This window comes from Ramlibacter sp., from assembly GCF_036676645.1.
In the GTDB taxonomy this organism is placed as follows: domain Bacteria; phylum Pseudomonadota; class Gammaproteobacteria; order Burkholderiales; family Burkholderiaceae_C; genus Ramlibacter.
Genome location: NZ_JAKFCM010000031.1, coordinates 57,249 through 74,708, shown reverse-complemented (window position 1 = coordinate 74,708; position 17,460 = coordinate 57,249). Strand labels below are relative to the sequence as shown.

The 17,460-nt window shown below is 71.5% G+C and carries 22 protein-coding genes; 5 read left to right on the top strand and 17 right to left on the bottom strand.

What is annotated here, in order from left to right; genetic code table 11:
• Together V6M57_RS05500 and V6M57_RS05495 are read left to right on the top strand one after the other, a co-directional pair.
• A complete protein-coding gene (locus V6M57_RS05500) occupies positions 1 to 852 on the top strand; it encodes a hypothetical protein (protein ID WP_332813981.1) in 852 nt (283 codons plus the stop codon).
• Positions 839 to 1,198: a hypothetical protein gene (locus V6M57_RS05495; protein WP_332813980.1), complete on the top strand. Its 360-nt coding sequence runs from the start codon at positions 839 to 841 to the stop codon at positions 1,196 to 1,198. Before V6M57_RS05500 ends, V6M57_RS05495 begins: the two co-directional genes overlap by 14 nt.
• Before the next feature lie 5 nt (positions 1,199 to 1,203).
• Here V6M57_RS05495 and V6M57_RS05490 read toward each other — a convergent pair whose 3' ends face one another.
• From V6M57_RS05490 to V6M57_RS05440, 11 genes are all read right to left on the bottom strand, one after another.
• Entirely contained in the window at positions 1,204 to 1,845 is a 642-nt protein-coding gene (locus V6M57_RS05490; protein ID WP_332813979.1) for a response regulator transcription factor, read from the bottom strand.
• Positions 1,842 to 2,903 (bottom strand): sensor histidine kinase, encoded by a 1,062-nt coding sequence (locus V6M57_RS05485; RefSeq protein WP_332813978.1) that lies wholly within the window; start codon positions 2,901 to 2,903, stop codon positions 1,842 to 1,844. Before V6M57_RS05485 ends, V6M57_RS05490 begins: the two co-directional genes overlap by 4 nt.
• Before the next feature lie 69 nt (positions 2,904 to 2,972).
• Positions 2,973 to 3,218: a hypothetical protein gene (locus V6M57_RS05480; protein ID WP_332813977.1), complete on the bottom strand. Its 246-nt coding sequence runs from the start codon at positions 3,216 to 3,218 to the stop codon at positions 2,973 to 2,975.
• A 9-nt stretch (positions 3,219 to 3,227) separates the two neighbouring features.
• Entirely contained in the window at positions 3,228 to 3,494 is a 267-nt protein-coding gene (locus V6M57_RS05475) for a nitrogen fixation protein FixH (protein WP_332813976.1), read from the bottom strand.
• Between the two features lie 10 nt (positions 3,495 to 3,504).
• Complete coding sequence (gene ccoG, locus V6M57_RS05470; RefSeq protein WP_332813975.1) at positions 3,505 to 4,944, bottom strand: cytochrome c oxidase accessory protein CcoG; 1,440 nt, start codon at positions 4,942 to 4,944, stop codon at positions 3,505 to 3,507.
• 185 nt (positions 4,945 to 5,129) lie between these two features.
• Complete coding sequence (gene ccoP / locus V6M57_RS05465) at positions 5,130 to 6,047, bottom strand: cytochrome-c oxidase, cbb3-type subunit III (protein WP_332813974.1); 918 nt, start codon at positions 6,045 to 6,047, stop codon at positions 5,130 to 5,132.
• Between the two features lie 13 nt (positions 6,048 to 6,060).
• Entirely contained in the window at positions 6,061 to 6,204 is a 144-nt protein-coding gene (locus tag V6M57_RS05460; RefSeq protein ID WP_332813973.1) for a cbb3-type cytochrome oxidase subunit 3, read from the bottom strand.
• Between the two features lie 142 nt (positions 6,205 to 6,346).
• Positions 6,347 to 6,976, bottom strand: a complete 630-nt coding sequence (gene ccoO, locus V6M57_RS05455) for a cytochrome-c oxidase, cbb3-type subunit II (RefSeq protein WP_332813972.1) — start codon at positions 6,974 to 6,976, stop codon at positions 6,347 to 6,349.
• A 15-nt stretch (positions 6,977 to 6,991) separates the two neighbouring features.
• Positions 6,992 to 8,422 carry a cytochrome-c oxidase, cbb3-type subunit I gene (ccoN, locus tag V6M57_RS05450; RefSeq protein WP_332813971.1) on the bottom strand — a complete coding sequence of 477 codons (1,431 nt, stop codon included), beginning with the start codon at positions 8,420 to 8,422 and terminating at the stop codon, positions 6,992 to 6,994.
• 95 nt (positions 8,423 to 8,517) lie between these two features.
• The gene (ccoS, locus tag V6M57_RS05445) at positions 8,518 to 8,655 is read right to left on the bottom strand and encodes a cbb3-type cytochrome oxidase assembly protein CcoS (protein WP_271235053.1); all 138 of its coding nucleotides are present in this window, start codon (positions 8,653 to 8,655) and stop codon (positions 8,518 to 8,520) included.
• A 13-nt stretch (positions 8,656 to 8,668) separates the two neighbouring features.
• Positions 8,669 to 10,975 (bottom strand): heavy metal translocating P-type ATPase, encoded by a 2,307-nt coding sequence (locus V6M57_RS05440; RefSeq protein ID WP_332813970.1) that lies wholly within the window; start codon positions 10,973 to 10,975, stop codon positions 8,669 to 8,671.
• A 153-nt stretch (positions 10,976 to 11,128) separates the two neighbouring features.
• On the opposite strand from V6M57_RS05440, the gene V6M57_RS05435 reads away from it, so the two are divergent.
• Both V6M57_RS05435 and V6M57_RS05430 read left to right on the top strand, forming a co-directional pair.
• Positions 11,129 to 11,572 carry a universal stress protein gene (locus V6M57_RS05435; RefSeq protein WP_332813969.1) on the top strand — a complete coding sequence of 148 codons (444 nt, stop codon included), beginning with the start codon at positions 11,129 to 11,131 and terminating at the stop codon, positions 11,570 to 11,572.
• A gap of 34 nt (positions 11,573 to 11,606) precedes the next feature.
• Entirely contained in the window at positions 11,607 to 12,032 is a 426-nt protein-coding gene (locus V6M57_RS05430) for a universal stress protein (protein ID WP_332813968.1), read from the top strand.
• A 45-nt stretch (positions 12,033 to 12,077) separates the two neighbouring features.
• Here the strand turns inward: V6M57_RS05430 and V6M57_RS05425 are convergent, their stop codons facing one another.
• Positions 12,078 to 13,271, bottom strand: a complete 1,194-nt coding sequence (locus V6M57_RS05425) for a hypothetical protein (RefSeq protein WP_332813967.1) — start codon at positions 13,269 to 13,271, stop codon at positions 12,078 to 12,080.
• Positions 13,272 to 13,483: 212 nt separating this feature from the next.
• Here V6M57_RS05425 and V6M57_RS05420 point away from each other — a divergent pair, with 212 nt between their 5' ends.
• Positions 13,484 to 14,389 (top strand): acyltransferase, encoded by a 906-nt coding sequence (locus V6M57_RS05420; protein WP_442968782.1) that lies wholly within the window; start codon positions 13,484 to 13,486, stop codon positions 14,387 to 14,389.
• A gap of 47 nt (positions 14,390 to 14,436) precedes the next feature.
• Here V6M57_RS05420 and V6M57_RS05415 read toward each other — a convergent pair whose 3' ends face one another.
• The 5 genes from V6M57_RS05415 to narI all read right to left on the bottom strand — a co-directional run bounded on the left by V6M57_RS05415 (position 14,437) and on the right by narI (position 17,457).
• On the bottom strand, positions 14,437 to 15,054 hold the full coding sequence (locus V6M57_RS05415; protein WP_332813965.1) for a DUF2231 domain-containing protein: 618 nt from the start codon (positions 15,052 to 15,054) through the stop codon (positions 14,437 to 14,439).
• Between the two features lie 160 nt (positions 15,055 to 15,214).
• Positions 15,215 to 15,439 (bottom strand): hypothetical protein, encoded by a 225-nt coding sequence (locus tag V6M57_RS05410; RefSeq protein WP_332813964.1) that lies wholly within the window; start codon positions 15,437 to 15,439, stop codon positions 15,215 to 15,217.
• The gene (locus tag V6M57_RS05405; RefSeq protein WP_332813963.1) at positions 15,414 to 15,707 is read right to left on the bottom strand and encodes a hypothetical protein; all 294 of its coding nucleotides are present in this window, start codon (positions 15,705 to 15,707) and stop codon (positions 15,414 to 15,416) included. The genes V6M57_RS05410 and V6M57_RS05405 overlap by 26 nt, the downstream gene beginning before the upstream one ends.
• Positions 15,707 to 16,672 carry a peptidylprolyl isomerase gene (locus V6M57_RS05400; RefSeq protein WP_332813962.1) on the bottom strand — a complete coding sequence of 322 codons (966 nt, stop codon included), beginning with the start codon at positions 16,670 to 16,672 and terminating at the stop codon, positions 15,707 to 15,709. Before V6M57_RS05400 ends, V6M57_RS05405 begins: the two co-directional genes overlap by 1 nt.
• The gene (gene narI, locus V6M57_RS05395; RefSeq protein WP_332813961.1) at positions 16,669 to 17,457 is read right to left on the bottom strand and encodes a respiratory nitrate reductase subunit gamma; all 789 of its coding nucleotides are present in this window, start codon (positions 17,455 to 17,457) and stop codon (positions 16,669 to 16,671) included. The genes V6M57_RS05400 and narI overlap by 4 nt, the downstream gene beginning before the upstream one ends.
• Positions 17,458 to 17,460: the final 3 nt, after the last annotated feature.

Here is a 17,460-nt window from a genome sequence, read left to right as displayed (position 1 = left end):
ATGCGGGCCACGCGCAGCCTGCGGGCCCTGGCGCCCGCGATCGCGCTCGCACTGGCGGGCGCGCTGCAACCCCTGCCCGCCGCCGCACAGCAGGGCACGGGCGGGCGCGACGCGCTGCCCGGCGTGACCATCACCTACGACGCCGTCGAGGACCCGGTCGAGAAGTCGTACCGCCGCATGGTCCGCGGCATGGACCTGTTCGAGCGCGAGCGCGCGCGCTCGCCCGAGGGCCGGCTGCGGTTCAAGCTGCTGCCGCGCAAGCGCGGCGTGGACCTCGACCGGCTGGAGCTGCTGGTGCTGGGCCGTACGGTGGAGATCCCGCTGCAGGTGGCGCCGGACCGGACCTTCGAGCTGCCGCGCGACGACAAGGCCTGGGCGGAGGACGCCAAGGTCACGCCCGACCGCAAGGCACTGACCATGACCTGGCGCGCCGAGGTGCGCACGCCGGGGCTGCCGCCCGGCACGCGCCGCCTGGGCGACCTGCGGCTGGAGTGCCGCGTCGGCATGGAGGCGGGCCTGTACTCCAACAGCCCCTCGTTCATCACGCGCCTCTTCTCCGAGCTGTCGACCACGCCGGCGTACTGCGGCAGCGAGGGCAACCGCTACCTGTTCTTCGCCGACCGGCCGATCTTCGGGGTGACGCTGGAATCCGGTCCGCGGCGCGAGATGGTGCCGGCCGCGCGGCTGTGGGCCGGGGGCATCGACGAGAGCGACCTGGCGCGCGAACTGCCGTACTGCGACTGCGAGGTCCTGCTGGACCGCACCTACTTCCTGCCCCTGGCCGATGCCGGCTGGCCCGACGACACCCGGGTGGTGTTCGATTACATGGAGGATCGCCATGCGCCCGATTGACTCGAATGCCCTGGCCGCCCTGCTGGCTGCCCTGCTGCTGGCCGGCTGCGCGACGCGGGGCGGCTGGTTCGACCCCGACGAGCCGGACCACCCCTTCGCCGATCCGCAGCTGATGGTGCCGACGGCCGCCCAGCTGCTCTCCCAGGGCCAGGCCAGGTCCGAGGTCCAGGCGCGCCTCGGTCCGGCGGAGGTCCTGCGCTTCGACAGCGGCTACGAGGTCTGGGTCTACCGGACCCGGGGCAAGGGCGACGCGCGGGCCACCCCCGAACTGGTGCTGCTGTTCGACCCTTCGGGGCAGCTGGCCAGGCTGCGCGCGCGCCCGGCGTACGGCGCCACCGGCGGCTGAAAGGCTCAGCCCAGCTCGATCAGCCCGTGCTTGAGCGCGTAGCGCACCAGCTCGGTCTGGTTCTGCAGGCCCAGCTTGGCCATCAGGTTGGCCTTGTGGGTGCTGACGGTCTTGACCGACAGGTTCAGCGCGGTGGCGATGTCGGTGACCGACTCGCCGGCCGCCAGCCGGCGCATCACCTCGAACTCGCGGTGCGACAGCGATTCGTGTGGGGCCGCCGCCGTGCCGCCGGGCATGGCGCCCAGCGCCAGCTGCTCGGCCACTTCGGCGCTGATGTAGGCGCCCCCGCCGGCGATCTTGTGCAGCGCCTGCTCCAGCTGGGCGGGCGCGCTTTCCTTGGTGAGATAGCCGCTGGCGCCGGCCTTGATGGCGCGCACCGCGTACTGGGTCTCCTGGTGCATGGACAGCACCAGGATGCGCAGGCGGGGCTTCTCGGCCTTGACCAGCTTGATCAGCTCCATGCCGCTGCGCCCGGGCATGGACAGGTCCAGCACCAGCACCTCGAAATCGAGCTCGCGCACCCGCTGCATGACCTCGGTGCCGTCGGCGGCCTCGCCCACCACCTGCAGGTCGCCGGCCTCGGCGACGATGCGCTTGAGGCCTTCGCGCACGATCGCGTGGTCATCGGCCAGCACGAGCCGGATCACGCCGCCTCCCGCACCGGGATGCGGGCTTCCACCCGGGTGCCCTGCCCCGGCGTGCTGGCCACGTCCAGCTTGCCCTGCAGCAGGTGGGCGCGCTCGCGCAGGCCCACCAGGCCGAGCGACTGCGGCTTGCGCGGGTCGGACACCTGGAAGCCGACGCCGTCGTCCTGCACGCTCAGCACCATCTCGCCGCCTTCGCGCGCCACCCGCACCTGCACGCTGCCGGCTTGCGCATGCTTGCCGACGTTGAACAGCGACTCCTGCACGATGCGGAACACCGCGGTGGCATAGGGCTCCTGCAGCTCCAGCTCCTCGTCGATGTCCAGGTCGCAGGGCACGCCGGTGCGCTGGCTGAAGTTCTGCACCAGCCACTCGATCGCCGGCGCCAGGCCCAGGTCGTCCAGCACCAGCGGCCGCAGGTCGGCGGCGATGCGGCGGGTGGCCGCCACGCTGGCATCGAGCATCGCCAGCATCTGCGACAGGCGGGCGGTGGCGCCGGCCGGGTCGGCCGCCAGGTTGTCGCGCACCCAGATGGTGTCCATCTTCAGGGCGGTGAGCGACTGCGCCAGCTCGTCGTGCAGCTCGCGGGCGATCCGGGTCTTCTCCTGCTCGCGCACGCCGCTGGCCTCGGCCGCGAAGGTGGCCAGCTCCTCGCGCGCGCGCAGCCGCTCGGTGATGTCGCGCAGGATCACGGTGTAGAGCTTGCCCTCCGAGGTGTCCAGCTGGGAGATCGCCGCCTCCATCGGGAACTCCTCGCCGTTCTTGCGCTGCCCCATGATCACGGTGCCGTCGCCCATGCGGCGCGAGGTCACCCCGGTCTTGCCGAAGCGCTGCACCGACGCCGCGTGGCCGGCCCGGAAGCGCGCCGGCATCAGCAGGCTCAGCGGGCGGCCGCGGATCTCGTCGGCGCTCCAGCCGAAGATCTTTTCGGCGGCACGGTTGTACAGGACGACGTTCTGTTGCTGGTCCACGGACAGGATGGCGTCCATGGCCGAGTCGAGCAGCCCGGCCAGGCGGGCGGCCACGACGTCGTCGCTTTGCAGGGTGACCGAGGAAGGCATCAAGGCTGAATTTAACAGCCCTGAAGAGCGCGGCCCCCCGGACCGGGTGCGACCGCGCCGCCGCCGGCGTCACTCCACGGCGCGGTCGAGCTCGGACCTGGGTGTCCCGAGCAGCGCCGTCAGGGCACTGGACAGCAGGGTGGCCCCCCAGAACAGGAAGAATCCGCCCGCGTAGACGGCCTGGCGCGACCAGGCGAGCTCCCGGCCGGCCCATTGCAGCTCCAGCGGGTCGACCAGCGCGAACACCACCAGCTGCAGCACGCATGCGGCCAGGAACGACGGCCAGCCGATCCGCATGAGCTTGTGCGCGTCCATGGCGGCTGCTCAGGGCCGGTCGGTCGGGGTCGCGGCGTGGTTGCGCGCCTGGTGCGCGGGCATGTGGGCCCGCTCGCTGCCCGATTGCGCGTCGATCTTCACGCTGCGCCGGACGTGGTCGACCGGCACCAGCGAGTCGGCGCCGACGGCGGCGATCGCGGTGGTGATCACGCCCGCGACCACCACCAGGGCCGGGCCGGCGATCAGGCCCCACACCACTCCCTGCTTCCACCAGGGCCGGGTGGGCGGCTGCGTCGTCTGGTCTGCGGATTTCATGCGGACTCCTTCAACGGGGGACGAGAAAAACGGACTTCTCGCGCACCTGCGCGTCGCCGCCGCCGGCCTCGACCGTGAAGTGGATCGTGTGCGAGCCCGGATCGGCCGATCCGTACGGGATCTGCACGCGCACGGCCACCCAGCGGGACTCGGCGGGACCGATGGTCACTTCGTTGTCGGACGCGACCTCGAGCCCGGCCAGCCCCTCGGCCCCGATGCGGTAGCGCTGGGTCTCCTCGGTGGCGTTCATCAGCTGCAGCCGGTAGACGTTCTCCAGCTTGCCGCCGCCGACGATGCGCGAGAGGGCGGCGCGGTCGCGCACCACGTCCACCTTCAGCGGCGTGCGCGTGGCCAGGTGGATGGCCAGGCCCATCGACAACGCCGCCAGGATGGTGGTGTAGGCCAGCACGCGCGGTCGCAGGATGGTGCGCAGCACGTCGCGCCCGCCGCCCTTGCCGGCCAGCGCGTTCTGGGTGGTGAACCGGATCAGCCCGCGCGGGTAGTCCATCTTGTCCATCACGCTGTCGCACACGTCCACGCAGGCGGCGCAGCTGATGCACTCGTACTGCAGCCCCTGGCGGATGTCGATGCCGGTCGGGCAGACCTGCACGCACAGCGTGCAGTCGACGCAGGAGCCCAGCCCCTGGGCGGCGAAGTCGGCCTTGCGCCCGCGCGAGCCGCGCGGTTCGCCGCGGGCGGCGTCGTAGCTGACGATCAGGGTGTCCTTGTCGAACATCGCGGCCTGGAAGCGCGCGTACGGGCACATGTACTTGCACACCTGCTCGCGCAGGAAGCCGGCGTTGCCGTAGGTGGCGAAGCCGTAGAACAGCACCCAGAACACCTCCCAGGAACCCATGCGGCCCGCCAGCATCTCGCCGCCCAGCTCGCGCACCGGCGTGAAGTAGCCGACGAAGGTGAAGCCGGTCCACAGCGCCACCGAGATCCACACGAAGTGCTTGAGCGACTTCTTGCCCAGCTTGCCGGCCGAGATACCGCCGGCATCCAGCTTCATGCGGCGCTGGCGGTCGCCCTCCACCTTGCGTTCGATCCACAGGAAGATCTCGGTGTAGACCGTCTGCGGGCAGGCGAAGCCGCACCACAGCCGCCCGGCCACCGCGGTGAACAGGAACAACGACAGTGCGCTGATCACCAGCAGCGCCGTCAGGTAGATGAAGTCCTGGGGGTACAGCACGTACCCGAACAGGTAGAAGCGCCGCGCCGCCAGGTCGAACAGCACCGCCTGGCGGGCGCCGGCCTCGGTGGCCCAGGGCAGCCAGGGCAGCCCGTAGAACACCAGTTGCGTCAGCCAGACGAACACCCAGCGCCAGCGGGCGAACAGGCCGGTGACCGACTTCGGGTAGATCTTCTTCTGCGCCTCGTACAGCGACTGCGCCTGGGGCGGTTCGCCGGACGGCGGGAGGGGCTGGATCGGAATGACTTTCTGGTTCATCGCGGCAGGGCTGTTCACCGACCACCGCATCGTGCCCGTGCCCCGGCCCGGGGGCTTGCGTTAAGTCAAGGTCACGAGGAAACAGCCCGATTTCCCCGATCTCCGCTCCGGTTCCGCTGCGACCGCGGAACCGGCTCCATCGGGTGGCGGGCGCCCCCCCGGGCGGGGGACGCCGCAGGCCCGGGTCAAGGCTTCGCGGGTGCAGGCTTGTTGGACAGGCCCCAGACGTAGGACGCCAGCACGTGGATCTGGGCGTCGGTCAGCTTGCCTTCCTGCGCGGGCATGGTGTTGGTCTTGCCCTGGGTGACGATGTTGACGACCGCCTGCTCGCCCCAGCCGTGCAGCCAGGTGTCGTCGGCCAGGTTGGGCGCGCCCAGGGCGGGGTTGCCCTTGCCGTCCATGCCGTGGCAGGCGGCGCAGGCGGCGAACCTGGCCTTGCCCAGCTGCGCGCGCAGCGAGTCGTGCGGGCTGTTGGACAGCGACAGCACATAGTGCGCCACGTTCTTCACGTCGTCCGCGCTGCCCACCGCCGCCGCCATCGGCGGCATGGCCCCGACACGGCCGGCCTTGATGGTCTCGGCGATCTTGGCCGGCGAGCCGCCGTGCAGCCAGTCGGCATCGGTCAGGTTCGGGAAGCCCTTGCTGCCGCGGGCATCGGAGCCGTGGCACTGGGCGCAGTTGTTCATGAACAGGCGCTCGCCGATGGCCATCGCCTGCGGGTCGCCCGCCACCTCCTCGGACTTGCGCGCCGAGAACTGGGCGTACAGCGGCGCCAGCTCCCGGTTGGCCCGGTCCACTTCCTTCTCGTACTCGGACTTCGAACTCCAGGCCAGCTCACCCTGGTAGCTGCCCAGGCCCGGATAGGCCACCAGGTACAGCAGGGAGAAGATCACGGTGATCACGAACAGCCACATCCACCAGCGCGGCATGGGGTTGTTCATCTCGGTCAGGTCCCCGTCCCAGACGTGGCCGGTGGTGTTGTCGGTGGTGGCGGGCACCTTCTTGCGTGCGGTCAGCCACAGCAGGACCAGGCAGCCGAGGATGCCGGCCAGGGTGATGCCGGCCACGTAGACCGACCAGAAATGGCCCGTGAAGTCGCTCATGACGTCCTCGGCTTTAGTCGTGCTGGAAGGGAATGTCGGCCGCCTCGTCGAAGCGGCTGCGGTTGCGCCGGGCGTAGGCCCAGGCGGCGATGGCGATGAAGGTGCCGAACGAGGCCAGGGTGGCCGCGATGCGCAGGGTGGTGACGTCGAATTCCATGTTTCGTCTCTCCTTGGTCATCCCGGCGAAAGCCGGGATCCACGTCCGACCCTCCGTGTCGTCCCGGCGCAAGCCGGGGTCCACGCGTGAGCCGCGGTGTCGTCCGTGGATTCCCGCCTTCGCGGGAACGATCCGATGGGGGTCACTTCAATGCCAGCCCCAGCGACTGCAGATAGGCCACCAGCGCGTCCATCTCGGTCTTGCCCTTGAGCTGCGCCGGCGCCTCGGCGACCTCCTGGTCGGTGTAGGGCACGCCGACCGCACGCAGCGCCTTCATGTGGGTGGCGATGCTGCCGGCGTCGGCGGCGTTCTTCTCCAGCCAGGGGTAGGCGGGCATGTTGGACTCGGGCACCACGTCGCGCGGGTTGACCAGGTGGATGCGGTGCCACTCGTCGCTGTACTTGCCGCCCACGCGGTGCAGGTCGGGGCCGGTGCGCTTGCTGCCCCACTGGAACGGGCGGTCGTAGACGAATTCGCCGGCCATCGAGTAGTGGCCGTAGCGCAGGGTCTCGGCGCGGAACGGCCGGATCATCTGCGAGTGGCAGTTGTAGCAGCCCTCGCGGATGTAGACGTCGCGGCCGGCCAGCTGCAGCGCGGTGTAGGGCTTGACGCCCTGGAGCGGCTCGGTGGTCGACTTCTGGAAGAACAGCGGCACGATCTCCACCAGGCCGCCGATGGCGACGACCAGCAGGATCAGCACGATCATCAGGAAGTTGCTGGTCTCGACCTTCTCGTGGCTGAAACCGGCTTGGGGATTGGCGTTTTGGCTCATGGGGGTTCCCTTGGGTCAGGCGGCCTGCGGCGCGGGCACGTTGACGCGCACCGCGCGCCCGCCGGCCACCGTCATCCAGGTGTTCCACGCCATCACCAGCATGCCGCCCAGGTACAGCAGGCCGCCGAGCACGCGGATCACGTAGAAGGGATAGCTCGCCTTGACCGATTCGACGAAGGTGTAGGTCAGGGTGCCGTCGGCGTTGATGGCGCGCCACATCAGGCCCTGCATCACGCCGGCGATCCACATCGCGGCGATGTACAGCACCACGCCGATGGTGGCGATCCAGAAGTGCAGTTCGATGGCCGGCACCGAGTACATCTTCTTCTGGCCGAACAGGCGCGGGATCAGGTAGTACAGCGAGCCCATGGTGATGAACCCGACCCATCCCAGCGCGCCGGCGTGCACGTGGCCGACCGTCCAGTCGGTGTAGTGCGACAGCGCGTTCACCGTCTTGATCGACATCATCGGGCCCTCGAAGGTGCTCATGCCGTAGAACGACAGCGACACGATCAGGAAGCGCAGCACCGGGTCGTCGCGCAGCTTGTGCCAGGCGCCCGACAGCGTCATCATGCCGTTGATCATCCCGCCCCAGCTGGGCGCCAGCAGGATCAGCGAGAACATCATCCCGACCGACTGGGTCCAGTCCGGCAGCGCGGTGTAGTGCAGGTGGTGCGGGCCCGCCCACATGTAGGTGAAGATCAGCGCCCAGAAGTGCACGATCGACAACCGGTAGCTGTAGACCGGGCGCTCGGCCTGCTTGGGGATGAAGTAGTACATCATCCCCAGGAAGGCGGCGGTCAGGAAGAAGCCCACCGCGTTGTGGCCGTACCACCACTGCACCATCGCGTCCTGCACGCCGGCGTAGGCCGAGTAGGACTTCATCCAGCCGGCCGGGATCGCCGCGCTGTTGACCAGGTGCAGCAGGGCGATGGCGATGATGTAGGCGCCGAAGAACCAGTTGGCCACGTAGATGTGACGCACCTTGCGCACGCCGATGGTGCCGAAGAACACGATGGCATACGCCACCCACACGGCGGTGATCAGGATGTCGATCGGCCACTCCAGTTCCGCGTATTCCTTGGCCTGGGTGTAGCCCAGCGGCAGGCTGATGGCCGCCGCCAGGATCACCACCTGCCAGCCCCAGAAGGTGAAGGCGGCCAGCTTCGGCATGAACAGCGGGACGTGGCAGGTGCGCTGCACCACGTAGTAGCTGGTGGCGAACAGCGCGCTGCCGCCGAACGCGAAGATCACCGCGTTGGTGTGCAGCGGGCGCAGGCGCCCGTAGCTGAGCCAGGGAATGCCGAAGTTCAGTTCCGGCCAGGCGAGCTGGGCCGCGATGAACACGCCGACCAGCATGCCCACCACGCCCCAGACGACCGCCATCAGCGAGAACTGCCGCACCACGGTGTCGTGGTACTGGGCGGGGGAGGATTGGAGGTTCATCGGGGAAACACCTTGTCGTGACCCTTCGAGTGTCGGGGTCGAAAGAGCGGGTGCCGTTGATGAAAGTCAACGGGCTTGGCTCTTCGCCCTGCGCCTCAGCCCTCGTCGAGGATGCGCTGCGCTTCGGCGTCGACCGATTCGAACTGCCCGCGCCAGACCGCCCACGCCAGGGCGCCCAGGATCAGCAGGCCGAGCACGACCGACAGTGGGATGAGGAGGAAGAGGATGTCCACGGGGGGGGAGGAGCTAGGGGCTAGGGGCTGGGGCTGGGGACTGCATGGGGCGCTCCGGCCGCGACAGACGCGCGGCGTTCGCGACCACCAGCAGCGAACTCGCCGCCATGCCCAGGCCGGCCAGCCAGGGCGGCATCCAGCCGGCCAGCGCCAGCGGTACGCACACGGCGTTGTAGCCGGCCGCCCAGGCCAGGTTCTGGCGCACGATCCGGCGCGTGCGGTGGGCGATCGCCAGCACTGCGGGCACGGCATCGAGCTGCCCGCCCAGCACCACGAAATCGGAGCGCGACCGGGCCAGCGGGGCGCCCTGCCCCATCGCGAACGAAACGTCGGCGCGCGCCAGCACCGGCCCGTCGTTCAGGCCGTCCCCCACCATCGCCACGCGCCGCCCCCTGGTTTGCTGCGAGCGCACGTGCTCCAGCTTGTCTTCCGGCGACTGCCGGCCCCGGCTCCATTCGATGCCGGCGCGCCGGGCCAGCCGCTGCACCGCCCGGTTGCGGTCGCCGGACAGCAGCTGCACGCCCAGGCCCCGCCGGAGCAGGCGATCCACCGCCGGCACGGCATCGTCGCGCAGGGACTCGTCCAGGCTGAAGGTGGCCAGCCAGCCGTGCTCGTCGGCCAGGTGCGCCTCGGCCACCGCGCTGCGGCTGTCGGGCGCGCCGCACAGCGCGGCCGAACCCAGGCGCAGGCGCTGCGGGGGCTGCCCCTCGCCCGCCGACACCCAGCCCTGCAGTCCCTGCCCGGCGACCTCCTGCACCTCGCTGGCCTGCCAGGGGCCGGGGCCGCCGGCGGCGACCAGCGCGCGCGAAGCCGGATGCAGCGACTGGCTCGCCAGGGCCGACGCGGCCTGCAGCGCCTCCCCGGCTGGGAAGCCGGCCCGGGTGCGCACCCCCGTCACCGACATGCGGTCGCGCGTCAGCGTGCCGGTCTTGTCGAACACCACGGTATCGATCGCGGCGGCGTCCTCCAGCGCCTCCAGCCGCCGCACCAGGATGCCGCGCCGCGCCAGCGCGCCGGCCGCGGCCAGCGTGGCGGCCGGGGTGGCCAGCGACAGCGCGCAGGGGCAGGTGACGATCAGCACGGCCACGGCGATGCCCAGTGCGTGGCCGGGGCCGGAGGGCCACCACGCGGCGGCGGCGGCGGCCGCGGCCGCCAGCACCGCCAGCAGGAAGGGCGCGGCGATCCGGTCGGCCAGGCGGGCCAGCCGCGGCTTGTCCACGGAGGCGCGTTCCATCAGGGCCACGATGCCGGCATAGCGGGTGTCTTCGCCGACCCTCTCCACGTCCACCAGCAGCGCGGCCGACAGGTTGTGGCTGCCGGCGATCACCGTGTCGCCCGCGCGCCGCGGCAGCGGCTCGGATTCGCCGGTCAGCAGCGCTTCGTCGACGCGGCTGTCGCCCGCCAGCACCGTGCCATCGGCGGGGAAGGCCTCGCCCGGCAGCACGCGCACCACGTCGCCGGGCTGCAGGCGGCGCACGGCCACGCGCTCGAAGGAACCATCCGCGCGCCGGCGTTCCACGCTGGCCGGCAGCCGGCGCATCAAGGCTTCCAGCGCGCCGGCGGTGCGGTCGCGCAGGCGCTGCTCGAGCAGGCGCCCGGACAGCAGGAAGAACACGAACATGGTGACGGAGTCGTACCAGACTTCGCTGCCCAGCGGCCCGCCCGGGTCCACGGTGGCGGCGCTGCTGGCGCCGAACGCGATCAGGATCCCCAGCGCCACCGGCACGTCCATGCCGATGCGGCGGTGGCGCAGGTCGCGCCAGGCGGAGGCGAAGAAGGTCTGGCAGGAGAACAGCAGCACCGGCACGGTGAGCATCCACGACGCCCAGCGCAGCAGCGCCTGGATGTCGGGCGTGATCTCGCCCGGCTGCGCGATGTACGCCGGCACCGCGTACATCATCACCTGCATCATGCAGAAGCCCGCCACCAGCCAGCGCCACAGCAGGCGCCGGCGTTCGCGCTGGCGCGGCTGCGCCTGCAGCTCGTCGCCGGCGGGCAGGCCGCGGTAGCCGGCCCGCTCCAGCGCGCGCCACCAGTCGGAGGGCCGGCTGCGCTGCGGCGACCAGACCACTCGGGCGGTGGCGGCGGTGCCGTTGACCTGCACCGAATCCACCCCCGGCAGGGCGCCGATCGCCTGCTCGATGGTCAGCGTGCAGGCGGCGCAATACATGCCCTCGATGGCGATGTACGACTCCCACCGGCCCTCGCTGCCCGGCACGGCACGGCTGAATTCCTGCCACGCGCCCGGCTCGTCCAGCACCGGCGGGCCGGCGCCCGGGGCGGCCGCAGCGATCGGCAGTGCGAGGGGTACGGACGGCATGCGGCGGAGGGTAGCGGCCGCCCGGCGCCACCCGATTGACGTAAGTCAACCGATCCGGCCCATCCGTGCCGGCCGTGCCGCGGCAGCGCGGCTTGACGCGGCCCGGCCACCGGCGGCGCGGCCTGCGCTACCCTGCGGCCTGCAGGAGCCGCCATGTACCAACGCATACTCGTCGCCACCGACGATTCGGCCGTGTCGCGCCAGGCCGTCGAGTCCGCCATTGCGCTCGCCGCGCCGCTGCGGGCCGAACTGGTGGTGCTGCACGTGGTGCCGCGCTACCCCACCGATTTCTTCCATGGCGCGGTCGCGCTGGAGCCGGATGAGATCGCCCGAGTCGAGGGCCAGTGGGCCGACAAGGGCCAGGCGGTGACGGAGGCCGCCGTGCAGGCCGCACGGGCCGCGGGGGTGCTCGCACACGGCGTGGTCGCGCAGTCGGATGCGATCGCCGACGCGATCCTGGCAGCGGCGAAGAAGCACCGCTGCGACCTGGTCGTCATGGCCTCGCACGGGCGGCGCGGGCTGCACCGGCTGCTGCTTGGCAGCGAGACCCAGCACGTGCTCACGCGCGGCGAATTGCCGGTGCTGGTGCTACGCTAGCCGGATCCCCATCGACAACAAGGACCCTTCCGCCATGATGCGAATCCTCCTCGCCGCCGACGGCAGCAAGTACACCAAGAAGGCCCTGGCCTTCCTCGTCGCGCACGAGACCCTGGCCGGCCCCGACGACGAGATCCTGGTCGTCAACGTACAGCCGGCGATGCCGCCGCGCGTGCGCAGCATGGTCGGCTCGGCTGCGGTCCAGAGCTACCAGGAGGAAGAGGCCGAGAAGGTGCTGGCGCCGATCCGCAAGTTCCTCCAGCGCAAGGGCCTGGCCTTCCGTTGCGAATGGAAGTCGGGGGAGCCGGCCTCGCAGATCGTCGGGGCGGCCAAGCGCTTCGACGCGCACATGATCGTCATGGGCACCCACGGGTACGGCATGATCGGCCGCGCCGTCATGGGCAGCGTGGCCCAGCGCGTGCTGGTGGACTCGCAGGTGCCGGTGCTGCTGGTCAAGTAAGCCGGGCGTGCCGGCGGCGGCATCCGCCTGCCGGTCGCGCGCGCCTCAGGGCTGCAGCGGCAGCGACAGCGACAGGGCCGCGCCCCACCCCGCCTGCACCCCGTCCTGCAGCGACAGGCCCACCGACAGGCTGGCCCGGCGCGCCAGGGGCAGTTGCGCGGCCAGCTTGAGGGCCGAATCCGCCTCCCCGGCATCCCAGGCCAGCGACCGCGTGTAGCTCAGGTCGGCGCTGGCCCGGTCCCCCAGTGGCCAGCGGGTGGCGGCGCGCCAGGCCGCACGGGCCTCGCTGCCGCCGCCGGCCGGGCTGTACCCGCGCTCCGAGCCGTCCCAGCCCAGGCTCCACTGGCCACCCTCGCCCCCTTGCGCCAGGCCCGTCGCCCAGCGCAGCCCCGTGTCGGACGGGCCGGCCGATTGCGCCACGCTCGCATGCAGCTTCGCGCCGGCGACGGACTGCACCAGTTCCAGGCCGTGCGCCACGCGCGTGTCCATCCACTCCGAGCGGGCCTCCGCGGTCAGCCCTTGCCGCAGTCCCATGCGCCACGCCGCCGCCGCCCAGGCGCCCGGCTGGTCGCGCAGGCGGCCCAGTTCCACTTCGTAGTCGGTGGCGCCGGCCTGCAGCAACTCGGGGCCGCGCACCGGCGGACCGCTGGACAGCGAGCCGGGCCGGAGCAGCGCGCGCGTGTCCTGCGCTGCCATCCCGGCGACGTCGCGCAGGCGCGCTCCCTCCGGCTGCGCGAAACCGGGTGGCCACGATGCCGCCGGGGCCGTGGATGCCGGCAGCCCGAAGGCGGTGTCGGCACCCGGTGGGGGCGCACGCAGCGCCAGCGGACGGCCGAAGCGCAGCCCGGCCAGCGCCACCGGCCGGCTCCAGCCACCGCCGCTGCCGTGGGTTTCGCCCAGCACCAGCGTCTTCCAGGGGCCGGGCAGCCGCGCCTCCCAGTTCGCATCCAGGCGTTGCAGCGGTGCCTGCGCCGCCGGGTCTATGCGCAGGCCGCCGCGCAGCGTGCCGGCGCCGGTGTCCAGTGCGCCATCCAGCTGCCCGGCGCCTGGCACGCCGGTTTCGCCCGCGAGCGGCTCGTACTGGATCCGCACGCCGGGCACGGGCCGCATCACCGCGCCGGACGGCGCCACGGGCGCGAGCGGCAACCCGTCCTGCGCACCCGCGCACGGCAGCAGCAGCCCCGCGGCGATCGCCGCGAGCCAGTGGGGTGGACGGGGGGCGCAGGGGACGCGGGACATCGAAGGTTCCTGGCGCCCGCCATGCTAGCGTGCGGATCGTGTTCCGCCGCCCGATGCGGACACGGCGCGATCGGGGGTCTCCGAAGGCGTGAAGGATGTCGCAGGTGTGTGCCGGCCCGGACCCCGGCCCCTCCATTGCGCAGGATCAAGGCCGTGGATGACCCCGCGTCGGGGCTCGCCGAGCCGCGGCAGTACGATCGGCGGCGATGACCATCTTGCGCAAATTGCTGGAGAACCTGCGCGGCGCCTTCGCCTTCCTGCTGCTGTCGGCCAACACGCTGTTCTGGTGCCTGCTGCTGTTCGTGCTGGCGCTCGTGAAGCTGGCCCTGCCCTTCGAGCCGGCGCGCCGCCGCCTCGACCGGCTGCTCAATGCGGTGGCCACCGCCTGGATCGCCTGCAACACGGGCTGGATGCGGCTGACGCAGCCGACGCGATGGGACGTGGAAGGCGCCGATGCCCTGGCGCCCGGCGGCTGGTACCTGGTCAACAGCAACCACCAGTCGTGGGTCGACATCTTCGTGCTGCAGCGCGTGCTGAGCGGGCGCATCCCGCTGCTCAAGTTCTTCCTCAAGCAGCAGTTGATCTACGTGCCGGTGATCGGGCTGGCCTGGTGGGCGCTGGACTTCCCCTTCATGCGGCGCCATGGCAAGGCGGCGCTGCGCGCCAATCCGGGCCTGCGCCGCCAGGACACCGAAACCACGCGCCGGGCCTGCGAGAAGTTCGCCCGGACGCCCACCAGCGTGACCAACTTCGCCGAGGGCACGCGCTTCACCCCCGCCAAGCACCGCGGCCAGTCCTCGCCCTACCGCCACCTGCTCAAGCCCAGGGCCGGCGCGCTGGCCTTCGCCATGGGCGCGCTGGGCACGCGGTTCCGCAGCCTGGTCGATGCGACCATCGTCTATCCGGGTGGCGCGCCGACGTTCTGGGATTTCCTGTGCGGGCGCGTGCCCGAAGTGCGGGTGCGCATCCGCGAGTTGCCGATACCGGAGGTGTTCTGCAGCGGCAACTACGAGGGCGACCCTGCGCTGCGCTCGAGCTTCCACCAGTGGCTGGACCAGCTCTGGCGCGACAAGGACCGGCAGATCGGCGAGCTGCTGCAGGACAGCGGCACGGCGTAGCGGACGCCCGCCACCCGCACCCGGCGCGGATCCGGGGCACCGCCCGGCTACTTGCCCAGGTTGTCGCTCGACCGGTCCGCCGTCGGCTTGTCCGTGCGACCGGTGTCGCGCGGGCGCGCCGAGTCGCTGGCCATGGCGCGATCCGGACTCGCCGATGCCGGCGACCAGCCCGCGCGCGGCGCACCGGCCGGCTCCTTCCACGAGCGATCGACGGACACGGCGCCGGTCGCTTCGTCCGCGTGCACGCCGACCCCGGCTTCGTACACCATCTTGCCGCCCAGCCAGCCGGACACCAGCAGCATCGCGATGGCGACCAGCGACAGCATCAGCGGGGTCCCGCCGGTGGCTGCATCGGCCCAGCGCAGCCAGGCGTTGACGATGTACAGCACCACGATCGCGAGGTTCAGGCCCATGTGCGTGAGCGCGGTGGAGAAGACCGGCTTGTCGCGCAGCGACATCAGGTCGACCAGCCCCGGGATGGCGGCCGCCAGTGCCCCCAGGATGCCCCCGACCATGGCATAGAACGAGGCGATTTCCCAGCTGCCCGGCGCGCCGGAGCGCAAGGCCACGAAATCGCAGACGAGCGAGAAGATCCACAACCCGATCGGGATGGTCACCAGCATGGGGTGGATCGGATGGCCGGCTATCTGGGCAGGTGTGCGCATGGCTGTAACCTTTCAATCCATTCGACTGTGGACCCGCCGCGACAGCGCGGCTGTAGGACATCTCTTGGATTTCCCGGGCGCCCTGTCCTGCACCCCACCCTCCGGTTGATCCATCCGGATCGCACCGTTGAAATCCCTTCCTTCGCGGCAGGGGCGCGCGTCAGGTCACCACCAGGTACAGCGTCACCAGGATGCAGATCCCCGTGACGATCGCCCAGATCGCCGGCCAGTTGTCGCCTTCCTTGGCGTCCTGCACCGACAGGGTCTTCATCGGGTCGGTGCCGTGGAAGTCCTTGCCATGGGTCTCGTCGGTGCTGCGGTGCAGGGCCGGATTGAGCCCCTCGCGGCCGGCGGCGTCGTCATTCGTGGGCGTGGTGTTCGTCATGCGATCCCTCCTGCACGGGGGCCGGCTGCGCGCGGCGCAGGCTCCAGCGAACCATGAACTCGAGGCAGGCCTGCGCGGGATCGGCGGCGTCCGACAACCGCGACATCAGGTTGACCCAGTCCTCCGGCGCAGCATGCCGCTCGAAGCGCGCCACCGCAAGCCGGGCGAACGCCTCCGGCTGCCCGCCGGCGGCCTCGATGTCCTTCGCCAGCGCGGGCGACAGCGCGGCCGCCGCGCCCTGCGCGCGAGCGAGCAGGTCGCCCAGCATCACCACAGCTGGGCCTCCAGCTCGTCCGGCCCGAGCGACACGCCTTCCAGCCGCGCGGCGCCGGCCAGCGTGGCGGTGTAGCGAGCGGCGGCCAGCGTCCACGCACGGGCTTCCAGCATGTCGGCGATGCGGCCCTCGACCAGCTCGAACGGCAGCTCGCGCGCCGGGATGCGGCGGTCCAGCCGCAGCACGTGCCAGCCGAAGCGCGAGCGCACCGGCTCGCGCCCGGTGGTCCCCTCGGGCAGCGCCTCGATGGCCGACTGCACCACCGGCACCAGGTCGCCCGGCTGCAGCTGCCCGAGCGATCCGCCCTGCATCTTCGACGGGCACGACGAGAACGCCTGCGCCGCTTCCGCGAAGGCGGCCGGGTCGTCGCCGACCTCCTGCGCGATGACGGCGGCCTGCCGCTGCGCCTCGGTCCAGCCGGCCTCGTCGTCGCTGCCGGGCTCGACCAGGATGTGGCGTGCCTCCAGCAGCGGCGGCGTGCGGAAGCGCTCGCGCCGCTGCTCGTACACGCGCAGGCACTCCTCGCGCGTGGGCGCGGCCGGCGCGGCCTGCGTGTCCAGCACTTCGCGGATCAGCGCCTCCTCGTCCACTTCGCGCCGGCCCGCTTCGTCGACTTCGGGCCGGGCCGCGACGCCCAGCCGCTGCGCCTCCTGCAGCAGCAATTCGCGGATGGCCAGCGCGCGCGCCGCGGCGCGCCAGGCACTGGCCGGGTCGGGCGCGGGATGCTGCTGCGCCTCCTCGGCGATCGCCTCGGGTGCGATCACGGTGCCGTTGACGCTCACCCTCACGTAGGCGGGCGGCGCCGCAGGCCCGGGATCGGCCGCGCCGCCCACGCGCTTGTGGATGTGGATGGTGGCGGTGGTCCCGCCGCCCCCGCCGCAGCCGCCGCTGGAGCAGGCCGCGGGCATCTGCGGCTCGGGCCGCGCGGCGCGGGTGTCGAATGCCGAAGGTCCGCTCATGTCGCTTGCCCGCTCTGCGATTGCGCCCGCGAGACCACCTCGCTCGCGTAGGGCTGGCCCAGACCGGTCGGGTCCGACGGCGGGCGCTTGCGCCCCAGCGGCGCGCGCGAGCGCGCGATCTGGTAGCCCGGCCGCAGCAGGAACCAGATCGGCACGCTCCAGATGTGGATCAGCCGGGTGAAGGGGGTGATCAGGAACAGCACCAGCCCCAGGATGATGTGCAGCTTGAACACCAGCCCCACCTCGTCGAGCCGGCCGGCGGCGGCCGGGTCCAGCACCAGGATGCCGTGCGCCCAGCCCATCAGCTGCACCATCTCGCTGCCGTCCAGGTGCTGCATGCTCCAGTACACGGTGCCCACACCCATCACCAGCTGCAGCCAGATCAGCGCCAGCACCGCGATGTCGCCCCAGGACGAACTGCGGCGGATGCGCGCGTCGAACAGCCGCCGGTGCAGCAGCAGCGTGCAGCCGACCAGTGCCGACACGCCCGCGATGCCGCCCACCAGCATGGCCATCATCTGCTTGGTCTGGTTCTCCACGCCGAGCGCATGGAACACCCACACCGGCGTCAGCAGCCCCACGAAGTGGCCGAAGAACAGCACGATCACGCCCAGGTGGAACAGGTTGGAGCCGACCAGCATCTGCTTGCGGCGCAGGAACTGGCTGGACTGCGAGCGCCAGCCGTACTGGTCCTTGTCGAAGCGCAGGATGCTGCCCACCACCAGCACGATCACGGCCACGTAGGGGAACCAGCCGAAGGCCAGCTGGTTGAGGTAATCGTCCATCGC